This window comes from Corynebacterium sp. UMB2355A, from assembly GCF_033877495.1.
GTDB lineage: Bacteria > Actinomycetota > Actinomycetes > Mycobacteriales > Mycobacteriaceae > Corynebacterium > Corynebacterium pseudogenitalium.
Window position 1 is genome coordinate 931,724 of the sequence record NZ_CP138855.1, and the last position, 15,474, is coordinate 947,197.

Annotated in this window: 8 protein-coding genes; 3 read left to right on the forward strand and 5 right to left on the reverse strand. The window is 64.1% G+C overall.

Translation table 11 applies throughout. The features are described from left to right. The first annotated feature begins 9 nt into the window (after positions 1 to 9). Genes R0V12_RS04510 through R0V12_RS04520 form a run of 3 tightly spaced genes read left to right on the forward strand, consistent with a single transcriptional unit; the run spans position 10 to position 4,620 of the window. Complete coding sequence (locus R0V12_RS04510) at positions 10 to 1,371, forward strand: hypothetical protein (RefSeq protein ID WP_320072922.1); 1,362 nt, start codon at positions 10 to 12, stop codon at positions 1,369 to 1,371. Further along, positions 1,368 to 2,372 carry a glutamate ABC transporter substrate-binding protein gene (locus R0V12_RS04515; RefSeq protein WP_320072923.1) on the forward strand — a complete coding sequence of 335 codons (1,005 nt, stop codon included), beginning with the start codon at positions 1,368 to 1,370 and terminating at the stop codon, positions 2,370 to 2,372. The genes R0V12_RS04510 and R0V12_RS04515 overlap by 4 nt, the downstream gene beginning before the upstream one ends. Further along, positions 2,359 to 4,620, forward strand: a complete 2,262-nt coding sequence (locus tag R0V12_RS04520) for a serine/threonine protein kinase (RefSeq protein WP_320072924.1) — start codon at positions 2,359 to 2,361, stop codon at positions 4,618 to 4,620. Before R0V12_RS04515 ends, R0V12_RS04520 begins: the two co-directional genes overlap by 14 nt. A gap of 240 nt (positions 4,621 to 4,860) precedes the next feature. Here R0V12_RS04520 and R0V12_RS04525 read toward each other — a convergent pair whose 3' ends face one another. The 5 genes from R0V12_RS04525 to pta all read right to left on the reverse strand — a co-directional run bounded on the left by R0V12_RS04525 (position 4,861) and on the right by pta (position 14,523). Continuing rightward, positions 4,861 to 5,544, reverse strand: a complete 684-nt coding sequence (locus tag R0V12_RS04525) for an Abi family protein (RefSeq protein ID WP_320072925.1) — start codon at positions 5,542 to 5,544, stop codon at positions 4,861 to 4,863. Positions 5,545 to 6,071: 527 nt separating this feature from the next. Further along, the gene (locus R0V12_RS04530; protein ID WP_320072926.1) at positions 6,072 to 8,510 is read right to left on the reverse strand and encodes a hypothetical protein; all 2,439 of its coding nucleotides are present in this window, start codon (positions 8,508 to 8,510) and stop codon (positions 6,072 to 6,074) included. Positions 8,511 to 8,523: 13 nt separating this feature from the next. Next, complete coding sequence (locus R0V12_RS04535) at positions 8,524 to 11,814, reverse strand: YPDG domain-containing protein (protein ID WP_320072927.1); 3,291 nt, start codon at positions 11,812 to 11,814, stop codon at positions 8,524 to 8,526. Between the two features lie 162 nt (positions 11,815 to 11,976). Next, the gene (locus tag R0V12_RS04540) at positions 11,977 to 13,179 is read right to left on the reverse strand and encodes an acetate kinase (RefSeq protein ID WP_320072928.1); all 1,203 of its coding nucleotides are present in this window, start codon (positions 13,177 to 13,179) and stop codon (positions 11,977 to 11,979) included. Next, positions 13,180 to 14,523, reverse strand: a complete 1,344-nt coding sequence (gene pta / locus R0V12_RS04545; protein ID WP_320072929.1) for a phosphate acetyltransferase — start codon at positions 14,521 to 14,523, stop codon at positions 13,180 to 13,182. It abuts the gene before it with no gap. Positions 14,524 to 15,474 lie beyond the last annotated feature (951 nt).

Genomic DNA, 15,474 nt, shown 5'->3' on the forward strand with positions numbered 1-15,474 from the left:
GGTTGAGGAATGACTGTCACGACGCCACCTCCCAGCGACGCCTGGTTGGATGATCTTGCGCTGCATCCGCAGCAGCGCGCGTTGAGTGGGCCGATTCGCGCGGCGCGGCGCCTGGCGGACTTCGTGATCACCACGCCGGGCAAGATGCTGGCGATGATGCTGGTGCTCACGGTGGCCGTGGGCGCGATTGGGTTCGCGCAGAGCCAGTCGATGAGTAAGCGCCAGCACGCGCTCGACGTCTTGGTGCAGACCACGGAGCCGATGAACCACTCCGCGCACGTGCTGCTCACGTCGCTGTCGCAGGCGGACACGGTGGCCACGACGGGCTTCGTGCAGGCAGGGTTGATGACGCCGGATGAGGTGAAGGCGTACTTGGCGTCGATAGATCAGGCGGTGATCGCGGCGAGCGACATCTACGAGGGTGCCTCGGAGCTGACGCGGCCGGAGGACCAGGAGCGAATCCAGAACCTGGTGCGCTCCATCCAACGCGACCTGCCGCTGTACGTGGCGTTCATGGAGCGCGCGAAGGTGAACCAGCGCCTGGGCAACCCGGTGGGCGTGTCCTATATGTCGGAGGCGTCCGGCATGATGCGTGAGCGGATGATTACCTCGGCGAACACGCTGTTTGCGCTGACGCAGCGCCAGGTGGCGGTGGAGATGGTGCGCCTCAACGCGCCGCAGTGGGTGCCGCTTTCGGGTCTGGTGGCGGCGCTGTTGCTGCTGGCGGGGGCGCAGTGGTGGCTGTGGCGCACGTTCCGCCGCCGTTGGAATAAGGGCTTCGTGGCGGCGACGGCGGCGATGGTGGTGGCGCTGGCGTGGGTTGCGGGCTCGAACTTCATTTCGTGGCGCTCGGGCGTCATCGGGTTTGAGCAGGCCGCGGCGCCGCTGCGCCAGCTTACCGACGCCCGCCTCCGCGCCCAGGAGACCCGCACCGACGAGACGATGGCGCTGCTTCGCCGACAGTCCGTTGCGGAGTCGGCGGAGTCCTTCGAGTCCACGTACCAGGGGGTGAGCGCGGCGTTGGATACGGCGTCGGATGCGCCGGAGGTGGCGTCGGCAAGCAGGGCGCTGGAGCAGTGGTCGCAGGCGCATGGCGAACTCGTCTCGACGCTCGATGCCGGCCGGTTTGAGCGCGCCGTCGACGTGCTGATGGTCGATAGCGCGGACCACCCGAGCGCGTCCACCGCGTACACGGAGCTGGACGCGAACATGGTGACGTTGATTGAGTCGGCGCGCGCCGAGATGCGCAACTACATCCACACCTCCCTGGACGCGACAAGGCTGGTGTCGACGGTGGTCGCGCTGCTGTCGCTGCTGGCGGTCATCAGCATGTGGTTCGGGGTGCAGCGGCGATTCAGGGAGTACGTATGATGCGCAGAGCTGGCTCGTTGTTGGTGGCGCTCGCGGTGGCGGCGGGCGCTGCGGGGTGTGCGCCGCGGCCCTCGCTTGAAGAGCTGCCGACGGGGGCGGCGTCCACGGCGCACGAGGCGATCCCGCTGCCGCCCGGCGCGCTGTTGGACGGCGCCGGCAAGCAGCCGTCGATGGAGTTTGTGCCGCACGGCCTGGACTGGGAGGGCTCGCTGCGCCCGCGCGCAGCCACTCCGGAAGATGACCCCGCCCTGGAGCAGATCCGGGAGCGCGGCCGGCTCATCGTGGGCGTGGAGCAGTCCCAGTACCTACTGTCCTACCGCGATATGGTGCGCGGGCAGCTGCGCGGGTTCGAGGTGGAGCTGGCCCGGGAAATCGCCCGCGACCTTTTCGACGACCCCGAGGCGGTGGACTTCCGCTTCGTGGACTCGGCCTCGCGTGCGGAGCTGCTCCGGGAGGGGCGCGTGGACATTGTGATTAGGACGATGTCCATTACCCCGGAGCGCGCCTCCAAGGTGGCGTTCTCCACCCCCTACCTGAAGTCCCAGGTCAGGGTGCTGGCCCCGATTGATCGCGGCATTACGAGCATGGACGACCTGCCAGAGCGCACCGTGTGCGTCGTCGACCGCACGACGCTGCTCAACATCGTGCGCACCCTCGCTCCGCACTCCCCGGTGCTGCGCACCCGCTCCTGGTCCGACTGCCTCATGGCCACCCAGCAGTTCCAGGCCGACGCCATCATCGCCGACGACGCCATCCTCGCCGGCATGCTCGCCCAGGACCCGCACACCGACATCCTGCCCGACGCGCTGGCCACCCAGTACTACGCCGTCGGCATCCCGCTTGAGCACGACTCAGTAGTGCGGCAGGTCAACGCGACCATCGAGCGCATCCGCTCCGACGGCACCTGGCACCGCATGTTCCAGGAGTGGCTCTCCGACTCCACCACAGACCCCTACCCCCCACCGCTGATGTACCGGGAGGAACCCAATGAGCACGAATGACCCAGGCACCGAGGCCGTCGCCTTCGACCCCTTCGCCGACGACGATGACGACGACCTCTTCGAGTACGACGACTCCATGTCCGCCCTCCTCGAAGACCTCGAGGCGCTGCGTCAGGAGAAGCGGCAGGAGGATACCTCGCAACGCTCGCGGCGCCGCGCACTCGACCGGTTCCGCGAGCTGCGCGGCACGAAGCGCGAAACCCGCACGGTTGCCGACGGCATGGTCGAACTGCCCTGGGTCCACCCCATCAACCCCACCGACGCCCTTCGGGACCCATCCACCTTCGAAGGCGTCCCCGCCCCGGCGCTGAAGCCCGGCGACCTGGTCGCCGAACAGTACGAGGTGCTCGGCACCATCGCACACGGCGGCATGGGCTGGATCTATTTAGCCACCGACCACTTCGTCTCCGGGCGAAACGTCGTGCTCAAGGGGCTGCACTCGGCCCGCAACAAGGACGAGGAGGCCGCCGCCGTCGCCGAGCGCGAGTTCCTCGCCGACATCACCCACCCCGGCATCGTGAAGATTTTCAACTTCATCGACGACCCGCGCGTGCCTGGCGGGTTCATCGTCATGGAGTACGTAGGTGGGCCGTCGATAAGCAGGTGCGAGGTGGACATCGCGATCGCCTACATCCTCGAAGTGCTGCCCGCGCTGGACTACCTGCACTCGCGCGGCGTCGTGTACAACGACCTGAAGCCCGACAACATCATCGTCACCGAAGACCAGGTCAAACTCATCGACCTCGGCGCGGTCTCAGGCATCGGCTCCTACGGCTTCATCTACGGCACCAAGGGCTACCAAGCGCCCGAAGTAGCTACCGACGGCCCCTCCGTCCAATCCGACATCTACACCATCGGCCGCACCCTCGCCGCCCTCATCATCGACCTCCCACACGACGCCGACATCCCCACCCCCACCACCGAACCCCTCTTCCGCCGCTACATCTCCCTCTACCGACTCATCGCCCGCTGCTGCGCCCCCAACCGCGACGACCGCTTCGACTCCGTTACCCAACTCGAAGCCCAACTTCTCGGCGTCCTGCGCGAAGTGCTCGCCATCCGCGACGGCCGCACCTTCCCCGCCCAACACTCACTCTTCTCCCCGCAGCGCCGCACGTTCGGCACCAAGCACGTCGTCTTCCGCACCAATCAACTCATCGACGGCATCACCCGCACCGTCACCATCACGCCCCAGGAAGTCAACATCGCCCTGCCCGTCCCACTTGTCGACGCCACCGACCCCGGCGCCGCCACCCTGCAGAGCACCGCCTACTCCGAACCCTCCGAAACGCTTGCCGCCCTGCGCCAAGCGCTTGCCGAGGACCGCCACCCCGACTCCATCGAAATCCCCTTCGCCGTCGCCCGCACCCTCCTCGACCTCGGCTTCACCACCCAAGCGCGCACCTGGCTCGACTCACTTGACGAGGGCCTGCGGAAGAACTGGCGCTACCACTGGTACACCGGCATCACCAACCTACTGACCAGCAGATACACCGACGCCCAGGTCGCCTTCTCTCGTGTCCTGCAAATCCTGCCCGGCGAATCCGCCTCCAAACTGGCGCTTGCCGCCGTCGCCGAACTCCTCCTCCAGTCCGCCGACCTCCACGACACCGCGTTGCTGGAACCCCGCGTGGCCCGCGGCGCCGCCGGCATGAACCGTCACCTCGACGAACTCCCCAACACCGTCTTCGAGCACCTCCACGAAACCGGCTCCCTCGACCCCGACTGGTCCATGGTCACCACCAACCCCGCCATGCTGCGCTTCCACGCCATCCGCCTCTACGCCCTGGTCTGGAGCACCAACCCCACCACCGTCTCCTCCGCCTTCGGCCTGGCCCGCCAACTCATGCACGAAAACCAACCCGAACTCGCCGCCGCCGCCCTCGACCGCGTCCCCGTCGCCTCACGACATAACCGACTCGCCCAACTCACCTCCATCCTCAGCCTCGTCACCGACCCCACCGAAAACCGCATCCGCAACGCCGCCCTCCGCCTCCAACGCATCCCCAACACCGAACCCCGCTACCTCCAAATCAAGGTCTTCATCCTCCGCGCCGCCCTCACCTACACCCTCGACGGCCACCACCCCGACCCCTCCCCCATCCTGGACACGAGGTTCACCGCCCACGAGCTCCAAAACGAACTCGCCAGGACCCTTCGCGCCCTGGCCAGGGTGGCGCCATACCTCCAACACCGCTTCGACCTCGTGGACATGGCCAACAAGATCCGCCCCGTGACGTGGTTCTAGGGTTTGCTTGGGTTTTGGAGGGGAATTTGGTGCCTCTGTTTGAGGCGCCAGTGCCAAAGGACGCATTCGAGTTTGCCTAGCCCTTTTACTACCAGTGCGTTTGAATATCTGGTCCAATTCGAGTTGCGTCTTTTGGCACTGGCCCCTAGCCAGGCGCACCACATTCCGGGATTTCGGCGGGCAGGTTTTTGCGTTTCCCAGGTCGCCGGTTTCCCGGGAGGGAATTTCGTGCGCACTCCACTAGGGGCGTCGAGCATACACCCCTCTTACCCGAGAATTTCCCATTATCCATCTACCCGCATCAGGACTTATCCAGCTGGTCACATTCTCAATTGCGCGCAATGCCCGATCAACATTTTCACACTCCACATTGCGATCCGCCTTGACCAACGGCTCGTGATGGGCACAACGGTTCCTCAGTCGGTAAACAATCTGTATCTCGACTGCAAAGTCTTCAATAGAATGACGATGTTTAATGGCTGAGATAAGCTTTGGGTGGATAGTCGCACTATGCCGCTTATCAAATATGTGAACCCAAAAATCGAGCGTCAACTCTGCAATCACACGCCCCGGAGGCGGATCCGCTTCTCCCACGCGCCTTTTAGCCTTCGCTATGCCCCGCTTGTCAATGCTATTAAAGTTCAGCCCAGCGGGATTCGACGGGGAGTTTATATTGTCATACCACCTCTCCCCCCAAGCTTTAGCAACGCATCGATCAATCCAATTGCGCAGCAGTACTTCAAAATGCTCAGTGTCTTCAAGGAATGCTTTGGCCAGTCGTGCATTCCAAAGGTATAAGTCCACAGGGTTTTTCTGGTTCGAAAAGGTCTCCATACGCGGAACCGAGAACCAACACTCTAGGTCAGTGAATGAAGCTGAGACTTCTGGGTTCTGACGGACGGGCTGATTCTCACGTGCAGGCATAGCACGAAGTGTATACACCAAACGAAACGGTCGCGATATCGCCAATACATTGACTTACCCCTTCGAATCCGATAGCCTCGAGCAGCGAAGGCCCCAGGACAATCCCTGCATTAAGTTGCAAATCGCTGGGGTCACTGCTTTCCCACGTCCACCTGGCACCACATTCCGGGATTTTGACGGGCAAGCTTTGCGTTTCTCCAGGTCGTTGGTTTCTCGGGAGGGAATTTGGTGCGCCGCTTGAGATGCCAGTGCCAAAAGACGCATTCGCTTTTATCTAGCCCTTTTACTACCAGTACGTTTGAACATCTGGTCCAATTCGAGTTGCGCCTCTTGGCACTGCCCCCTAGCTAGGCGCACCACATTCCGGGGTTTCGGCGGACGGGTTTTACATTTCCCCAGTTCGTGGGCTCCGCAGGAAGGAATGTGGTGTGCACGCTCGTGGCCCCAGCTCCCAAAAGAAATTCCCCCAGCTCGCGGGCTGAAGCCCTAGGACCTGGGGGAATTTGGTGCAAACCCAATCAGCGGGCTTAGAAGCCGCCTAGGCCAACGGCTGCGGCCACAATACCGAGCAGCGCCAGCAGGCCGACAACGATGCCTGCGATGGCACCGCCGGACAGGCCACCCGTTTCCCCACCCTTGCCTGGGTTCTGCTGCTGCGCAGTCGAAGGCGCTGGGTGGGCGGTTGGGCGAGTGGTCGGCTTGGCAGGGCGCGCGGGAGCCGGGGCGTCGTAGGTTCCGCTCGGCGCCGCGTTCAGTGAGGTCACTGGTGCTTGGCCGGCGCGGGTCGGGATGGCGGCGTTGGCCTGGGTCGCGAGTGGCTTGGTTGGCCGTGGTCCGGCGCCACCTTCCGCCTTGCCCACGGTCTGCTCTGCCCGCTTGAGCAGGTCGGACTTCTTCTTGCGAAGTTCCCGTATGAGCTTCGCGGTGTCTTCGCCGTTGTAGTTGAGGGCGGAGAACTCGATGGTTTCGTCGGCGACGATGTCGTTGTCCTGGTTAAACACCCGGAAGGTGATCGGCATGGTGGAGCCGGTGTAGCCGGCGGTGTTGGTGATTGGGACGCTGATGGGCAGTTTGGACTCGTCGCTGAGGGCGCCTTCGATGGTGTATTCCTGCTCGTATCGGCCGCCGGGGTAGGTGGCCTGGAGGCGGAACTTGTGGATGTCAATGCCCAGGTTGGACAGCTCCAAGGCGATCTTGGAGTCAGTGCGGTTGGCGATAATGATGTTGCCAGCGCCTTCCTCGTTGCGCACGCGCAGGCCGGCCTTGCCGTTGTTGAATTCGGCGGAGTAGACCTCGAGTTCGCGGACGGTTGGTTCGTCGTCGGCGTGTTCGTGGTCGTCGTGGCCGGGGGTGCCGGTGGTGCCGTTGGCGCGGCCGATTTGGCCGCCGATGAAGGCGAGGTTTGGCCAGTCGGGGTCGATGTCGTAGTCGCCGGTGTAGCACTGGACGGTCTGGCACGCCTTCGGCAGCTTGCCCGTCGGACGAGAGCGCTCGTTGGAGTAGCGGAAGTCAGTGAACTGGTAGAGGTAGTTCATGACTGAGAGGTAGCCGGGCACGTAGTCAGAGATTGGGCGGCTGGTGTCGGCGAGTGGCCCGGAGTGGGTCAGGCCAAGGTTGTGACCGAACTCGTGCAGGATGGTGTTGCGCAGCTGGTCCTGCGAGGTCATCATGCGGTTCTTTGCGACGTAGAAAGCGCCGTCCCCGATCAGTGCGTTGCCTGAGGAGAAGTTGGTGCGTGTTTGTTGGTCGCCGATGACGCCGACGCGGAACACGGTCTGGCGTCCGTTGAGGAGGCGGTCGCGGTCCTCGAGCATCTTGATACCGGGGACTTTGCCTTCGAAGTAGTACGGGGTGAAGTCTTCGGTCGGGCCGCCTTGTGGGTGTTCGAGGCGCATTGGGTTGTAGTAGTCGCCGGCGTCGATGTGCAGGTTGATGTTCTGCTGTGCGAAGGCGTCAACGAGGTCGTTGAGGGTTTGGCGCGACGGGCGGTACACGTTGGTGTTGGCTTCGGAGCAGTCGAGGAACTTGCGGAAGTCTTCCTCGGTTGGCGCGTATTTGCGCTGCTCGGAGCACTTCTTGGTTTCCCATTCGGACTTCATCCAGTTGAGTTGGAGGAAGAGGTCGACCTTCTTGGGGTCGGCGCCCCACTTCTGGAGCGGGAAGACGTTGCCGTTTTCGTCGGTGAAGCCGTTTTCTTCCCATTCGTCGGGGAAGCCGTCGCCGTCGGTGTCGATGGTGCCTTGGGCGACGTCGAGGGTCATGGCGGTGGTGGCGCGCAGCGTGCCGTCGGCGGGTACGTCTTGTTCCCAGACGCCGGCGACGAAGTGGGCGTCGTCACCTGTGCCTCCGTTGATGGCGTCGTGGCGCTGTTCGCCTTTGCCCTTGCTGGTGGCGCCCATGAAGTCGACGTTGATTTTGTAGGCGTTGCTGACGTCGACGTGGTAGCCGTCGCCGCGGGGGACGCCGGTGACTTGGAAGTCGCGGTCGATGATGCCGCTGGCCATCTCGACGCGCATGTTAGCGGCCTGGCCGGTGGTGTTGCGCAGGTCAACGGTGACTTGGATGGAGTCGTCGCCGACGACGAAGGTGCGGGTCATCTCGACGCCCGAGTTGGGGTCGGTGTGGCGCAGCACGACGCGGTCGGTGTTCCCGACGGGCTTCGCTTCGACGACTTCGGTGGCGTTGCCGACGTAGCTCATGGGTGAGCCGTTGACGGCGCCGTCGATGTAGAAGGCGTTCTGCAGCAGGCGCGTGGTGCCTTCGGGATGGTTGAAGTACATCCAGGACACGCGCGCTTTGTTCACGTCGACGCGGAAGTTGCCGCTATCGGAGTCGCGGTTGACACCGATGGCGAAGCTGCCTGGGGTAATGGCCGCATCCGCGTGTGGGGCCACGACCATGCCTGCGGCGACGCTAACGCCTGCGAGTATCGCTGCGATGCGTTGTTTGTTGGTTTTGCCGGTCACTGTCGTTGTCCTCTCAGCGCTGCTGGTTGATTGGGAATGCTAGGAATGTGCGGAAGAAGTCGCGGTGCTCGTACAGGGAGTAGCCCAGCCCGCCCAGGAAGGCGAGCAGGCCTAGCACGAAGCCCGCGATCTTCGCGCCTGGCGGAATCTCACTGCTTGTCGACGACCCCTTCTCCACCTCCTGCGGCCCCTTCACCACCTGCACTCGGAGGAGCTTGGTGGCCTGGGAGCCGTCCGCGAAGCTGACCACGACTGGGACTGGCACGATGCCAGGCGCCGTGCCAGCAGGTGGCGTGATGGTGAGTGCGCCGGTGGTGGCGTCGATGTCGATCTTCCAGTTGGCGAGCGCTTTCGGTAGCTGGCCGAGGGCAAACGCCTCCTTGGCGGCCCCGGCTGGCTTCGGCACTACGTAGGTGGTGGCCTTGCTTGGGTGCACCTTGATGGTGTCGGTGAACTCCGGGGTCGCCTCGGCGAGGGATGGTTTGCCGTCGCTGGTCAGCACGGAGATGCGTGCGTTCGCGATGGTCGTGGAGCCGTCCGGGAAGCTAATGCGCACCGGGACTTCACGCACGCCGGGGACCGCGTTCGGGCGGGCGCCGACGGTGAGGGCGCCGGTGGTGGCGTCGATACGGGTATCGAGGCCGCCGACTGGGTTGAGCAGCGAGTAGTGCGCGCCCTTCAGCGTCGGGGTGAGCGTGGTGGTTTCGCCTGCGCGGACCTGGGTTGGGTCGTACGCGTTGGAGACTGCCCCGCCCATCGCCTTGACGGCGGTGGCTTGCGCCTCGACGAGCTTCTGGGAGCCGTCCTCGAAGGTGACCACGATCGGGATCATGGTGCGGTCCCCGACATGCGCCGACGCGGGGGCGGCGACGGTGAGTGCGCCGGTGGTCGCGTCGACGGCGGCCTTCCAGCCCTCCGCGGCGAAGTCGGCGGAGATGGCGTAGGTGGCTCCCTTCGGTGCGACCTTCGGCTCTTGGGTTACGGCGTTGGCGCCGATGGCCACGCCGATCGGGGTCCAGGACGGTTGCTCGCGGTGGGCCTGCGAGTCGCGGGCGACGTTGAGCTGCACCACCTTCGAGCCGCCGTCGGGGAAGTTGATACGCACGCCGAGGTCGTAGCCCTGGCCGGGCTTGGCGTCCTTCGGCAGGGTGACCTTGATCTGGCCGGTCTTTTCGTCGACGTCGACGCGCAGGCCAGCAACGCCGCCGAGCGCAGCCGCGCCTTCCGGCTCGAACTCCACACCGGTGGGGATGTCGCCCTTCGGGGTGATGGTGACGGTGCCGTCGTCGCCGACGACGGCGTCCTCAAAGTCCAGGTTGGACGTGTAGGCCTGCGGCTTCGCGTCGCGCACGCCGATCACGGCCACGACCGTCTTGTGGGAACCGTCTGCGTACCGCGCAACGACTTCCACGTTCAGCGGTTTCGCGTCCTGCGCTGGGGCTGTGGCGGTGATGGTGCCTGTGGTGGCGTCGATAAAGAGGTCCCAGCCCTGGTACTTGGAGGCCTTCGTCTGGATGGCAAACTCGGGGTCGGAGGCGGGGTCGAAAGGTTCGGTGAGGTTGACCTTGATGGTTTCGCCTTCGAAGGCCTCGCGGCGCTCGTATTCAAACTTCTGCGTTTGCGCGAACTGCGGCGCAAGCACCTGGAAGTGCGCGATGATCTCCTTCGTGCTGCCGTCCGGGTAGGTGACAGTGACGGGCACCTCGATGGTGCTACCCGCCTCCGCGGTCAGGTCCGCGGAAAGGGTGATCTGGCCCGTGTGCTGGTTCAGCTTCACGCCTTCGGACTTCGTGCTAAACGACGCCTCCTTCGGCAACGGCTGGCGCTCAAAGACCATGCCGTTGTAGCCCAGGCGGGCGTACGGCGCAGGTGAGGTGGCGGTGCCGCCGGCGCGGACGTAGGTGTCCGCGTACGAGGACTCGTAACGTACGGAGTCCTTGACGGCTGCGGTGACCTCGACGGTGATGGTGTCCTGTTCGCCCTTCTCGGTGCGAACCTTCATGGTGTAGGTGCCCGGCTTCGCGTCACGCGACGGGGCGGCGTACACGGCGCCGTTGGCGAAGACGGTGAACCAATCCGGGTTCCCGGGCTCCGCGAGCACGCGCACGCCCTGCGTGGAGCGGACAGGGGTCACGCCGGTTTCCTCGCCTGCGCGGACCTTGATGGGGTTCCACTCGAACTGGTCCGGGGCAACGGGGCCCTCTGGGTCCGATGGGTCTGCTGGGTCCGACGGATTTGCGGGCTCGGACGGCTCACTTGGCTCACTTGGCTCCGGTGCGTTCTCGTCCACCGTCAACTCGAAGGAATCACGCTTGTGCGTGCCATCCTCCGTGACCTTGTCCACGACGACCTCGGAGGTGCCCTCCTTCGTCGGCGTGCCGACGATCGCGTTCTGCTCACCGTCGTACTTCAGGCCATCGGGCAGGCCCTCGACCTCCACGGAGGAAGCGTCCTCGACGTCGAGCGGGATGTGCACGTCGGTGCCGGGGCGCACTGGCGGGACTTCGGAAGGTGCGATGTCGGCGTCCTCCGGCTCGCCGAGCTCAGCCGAGTCGGCGACCGTGATGGTGAACGTTTCCTCGAGCGGGTCGCCTGCGCCGGTGACGCGTGCAGTCACGTTGAACGTGCCGGTCTCAGTTGGACGGCCGTTGATAAAGAGGTAGGAGCCGGAGCCAAGGCGGGTCTGGGCGGAGGTGCTCAGGCCCGCGGGCAGGCCCTCCAGCTCGATGACGGCGTCAGCCGGGACGTTCCACGCCATCACGCGGCGCGGTTGGATCAGGCGGTTCTGCCAGTACTTCTGGTCCTTGATCGGCTCGATGGTTGGGCCGTCGGCGAGGGTGACGTTGGCCTCGACGTCCTTGGTGGAGTCGTCAGCAAAGGTGATGGTCACCGGCACCTTGAACGTAGTGGTTTCGATGCCTTCGCCGGCGGTGGCATTGAGGGTGCCGTCGTCGGAAAACGTGAGGTGCCAGCCGGTGGGCGTCGAAAAGCCCTCCTTGAGCTCCCACTTGACGGGGGTACCGATCTTGTTCCAGGCGGCGGTCCAGAAGTTACGCTTCAGCTGCGGCTTCGACGTTGCGGTCTCACCGGGCGCGACGACGAGGTCCGGGAACGTGACGTCCGTCCGGGCCGCCTCAGTGCGTGGCGTTTTCCATGACGTGGACTCAGCAGTGGGCTGCTGCGCCGTGGCTGTACCTGCCACCACCGGCGCACCTGTGATTACTAACGATGCCCCAAGCGCGCAGGCTGCTACCGACACCCCACCTCGCCGCTTCGCCCCGTTGCGACCGCTCACGTTGCCCATCATCGTTCCTTCTTAAAACTGTCCGTAAATTGCTAAACGCTACTCAGTGTACTCACTATGCAGACATTTGCTTTTACAGCTATTGACATGCCGTTTTAAATTCTAACGAATAACGGACATACAACAAAGGTGTTGAACAATGACAGGCAGGCGCACGGGAGGCTACGCGCGACGCGCGAGCGCCGCCGCCTTCTGCGCGATGGCGAGCTCCTCATTCGTCGGCACGACAAGCACTTTCACGCGAGAGTCGTCGGCGGAGATGATGCGCGGCCCGTCGTTGGGCAAGGAGTTGCGCTCGGGGTCGATCTTCACGCCGAAGGCCTCCATATTGTCCAGGGCGTCCGCGCGCACGAACTTGTCGTTCTCGCCCACGCCCGCGGTGAACGTGATCGCGTCCACCCGCCCCAGCGCCACCATGTAACTGCCGATAAAGCTACGCAGCCGGTTGATGTAGACGTTGTAGGCCAGCCAGGCGTCGCCGTCCTCGTTTTCGATCATGGCGCGCAGCTCGCGGAAGTCGTTCACGCCGGCCAGGCCCTTCACACCGGAGCGCTTGTTCAGCAGCTCGTCGATCTCGTCGATGCTCATGCCGCCGTGGCGCGCCAGGTGGAAGATGATGCCCGGGTCGATGTCGCCGGATCGCGTACCCATGACCAGGCCCGCAAGCGGGGTGAGCCCCATCGACGTATCGATCGCGTGCCCGTTCGCCACCGCCGAGCACGACGCACCGTTACCCAGGTGCAGCACAATCTGGCGAGTGTGGTTTGGGTCGGACCCGATCAGCCCCGGCACCTGGCCCGAGACGAACTCGTGGGAGGTGCCGTGGAAGCCGTAGCGACGGATCTGGTTCTGGCTGGCCACCTCGGCGTTGATGGCGTAGAGCGCCGCGGCCGGCGGCAGGGAGTGGAAGAAGCCGGTGTCGAACACCGCGACGTGCGGGATGTCCGGCAGCAGTTCGCGGGCGACCTCGATGCCGTCGATGTTCGCCGGGTTGTGCAGCGGCGCCAGCGGCACCAGGTCCCGGATCATGTCGACAACCTGGTCCACGATGATTTCAGGCTGGCTGAACACCATGCCGCCGTGCACCACGCGGTGCCCCACCGCCACCACATCCAGGTCCTTCGGGCTCACGCCACGCAGCGCCAGGCGGTGGAACGCCTCCTCCAGCCCGTCTTTGTGCGTCGGGATGGATTTTTGCAGCACCCAGCGGTCCTCGCCGTGCTTGATGGTAATGCGGCCTTGAGGTTCCCCGATTTGCTCGACAAGCCCGGAGACGAACGGCGCGTCCGAGGCGTCCGAATTAGGGTCCACGATCTGAAACTTCACCGAGGAGGAACCAGAGTTAATCACCAGTACGTAGCTCATTTACTTCACCCCTGCCTGAATCGCAGTCACGGCCACAGTGTTCACAATGTCATCGACCGTCGCGCCGCGCGAAAGGTCGTTGACCGGCTTGTTCAGCCCCTGCAGAATCGGGCCAACCGCCAGCGCGCCGCCAGTGCGCTGCGCGATCTTGTACCCGGCGTTGCCCGCCTCAAGGTCGGGGAAGATGAACACGTTCGCCTGCCCCGCCACGGGTGAGTCGGGGGCTTTCTGCTTCGCGACGCCCTCATCACACGCAGCGTCGAACTGGAGGGGGCCGTCAATAATTAAGTCCGCATCAATAGCGCGGGCGGCGGCGACGGCCTCGCCTGCACGCTCCACGTCGGGGCCCGCGCCGGAGCTGCCCGTGGCGTACGAGAGCACCGCAACCTTCGGTTCGATACCGAATTGAGCGGCGGTCAACGCCGAGCTCACAGCGATTTCGCCGAGCTGCTGCGCGGACGGGTTCGGGTTCACGGCGCAGTCGCCGAACGCCCACAGACGGCCCTGCATCACCATCAGGAAGATCGAGGACACCACGGAGGCCTCCGGGCGCGTCTTGATGATCTGGAAGGCTGGCTTAATCGTCTCCGCCGTCGTATGCACCGCACCGGAGACCATGCCGTCCGCGCGTCCGGTGTGCACCAGCATCGTGGCGAAATAGGAGACGTCCTGCATAGTCTCGCGTGCTTGCTCCAGGGTCACACCCTTGGATTTGCGCAGTTCAGCGAAGGTCTGCGCGAACTCCTCAGCCAGGTCGGAGGTGCGGTGATCCAGCAGCGTCGCCGCCGAAACGTCCAACTCAAGCTCCCGCGCCTTCGCAGCAATCGCGTCCACGTCTCCCAGCAGCGTCAGCTTCACGACGCCCCCCGCCAACAACCTGTGCGCCGCCTCCAGCACGCGGGGCTCCTCGCCCTCCGGCAGGACGATGTGCGCGCCGACCTCGCGGGCCTGGCCCAACAGGTGAGAGCCAAAGACCAGTGGGGACATCACCGGCGCGACCTCCGGAATGGTGAGGTCGGCCGCCTCCTGCACGTCCGTGACCGTTGCGAGCAGCGTCGCACCGTGGCGTTCCACTATCCGTTGCGCGAGGGGTGCGCGCTGCGGGGCGTCGATAAGCACGATGACCGCAGCCCCGAGTGCTGCGGCGAGCTCTGCATCAAAGGAGCACTCCCCCTGCCCCACTAACAAGGTGGGTTGTTCCTGACCCTCGCAGGCGGCGTAGGCCTCGGCGAGCGTTTCCCCCGTGACGCGGACGGTGCGCAGGCCGTGCTGTGCCGCGAGCGCGTCAGCATCAGCACTGCCGAGGTTCGTGTTCGTGCAGGTAAGCAGTAGATGTTGAGCCATAACCCAGCCTTTACGATCGTGGCGGACATAAATGCGTATCATTCTACAGCCCCATCACGACACGCGGGCAGACAATTGGGGTCCAGTTCACATTTCTTTGATTTCTGGTTCTGGGTCTCAGTTGTGGCGGTGGCGCGCTGGATGGCCGGCTTCCCGGTTTGCCTTTCAAAAAAGTTCCCGCGCCGCCGCCCGGGAACTATTTTGCGTTTCAGGTCGGCTCCCGTCGACCAACGTTTACGTTTCCCTAGGTCGGGACGCCTGTCCACGAAGAAAGGTCCCGCCATCAACGTGGTTCGGGGAACAATTTCAATCTTGCTTGTCTTCAAAAGCCGTGCCGCACTCTTCAAGTAACGAGATCTGGGCTTCAAACTATAAGGACAAAAAGAGAACCAGCCGCCTTTCCTTATCGGAAATGACGGCTAGTCGTGGTGCTTGCAAGCGTAGCATTAATCTCCCGCTTTCACCCCAGCGGGTTAGGCAGAGTACATGCGCAGTTTGTTAGCCCAAGCAGCCATTGCCAACGACCGCGAAACGAAAGTCGAGTTGTCCTTCTTAGTCGAGAGCTTCGCCATCTTGCCGAGAAAACCCTGCGGCAGGTTTGTTGTACCTACTTTTTGACATAGCCATATAGGGTTCAGTGGCTGTGGGATCATGCGCGTTCTGGGCTCGCTGTGCGTTGTTTCCGCGAGGTCTTCGTGCTGTTTTTGCGTGATCCTCGTTCGGGCCGAGGTACTAAAGGAGTGCGAGCGACGCTGGTCGCCGAAAGTCGCCCCGGGCCGGTGAGAATGCGCGACCTGCATCGCACGCTTCTAATCGCACGCTTCGAGCAATTTGAGGTGGCGCGCGACGGGCCGCCCCAACCTTGCAGCAACGCAAAAAGCTGCCGCCCGCCACAAATGGCGGACAGCAGCGTTTTACTTCTTAGAAAGCGATCAGTAAGCGCTTAACCCC

Coding starts and splice junctions, on each gene's coding strand:
- R0V12_RS04510 (WP_320072922.1), top strand. CDS start 10: ATGACTGTCACGACGCCACCTCCCAGCGACGCCTGGTTGGATGATCTT.
- R0V12_RS04515 (WP_320072923.1), top strand. CDS start 1,368: ATGATGCGCAGAGCTGGCTCGTTGTTGGTGGCGCTCGCGGTGGCGGCG.
- R0V12_RS04520 (WP_320072924.1), top strand. CDS start 2,359: ATGAGCACGAATGACCCAGGCACCGAGGCCGTCGCCTTCGACCCCTTC.
- R0V12_RS04525 (WP_320072925.1), bottom strand. CDS start 5,544: ATGCCTGCACGTGAGAATCAGCCCGTCCGTCAGAACCCAGAAGTCTCA.
- R0V12_RS04535 (WP_320072927.1), bottom strand. CDS start 11,814: ATGGGCAACGTGAGCGGTCGCAACGGGGCGAAGCGGCGAGGTGGGGTG.
- R0V12_RS04540 (WP_320072928.1), bottom strand. CDS start 13,179: ATGAGCTACGTACTGGTGATTAACTCTGGTTCCTCCTCGGTGAAGTTT.
- pta (WP_320072929.1), bottom strand. CDS start 14,523: ATGGCTCAACATCTACTGCTTACCTGCACGAACACGAACCTCGGCAGT.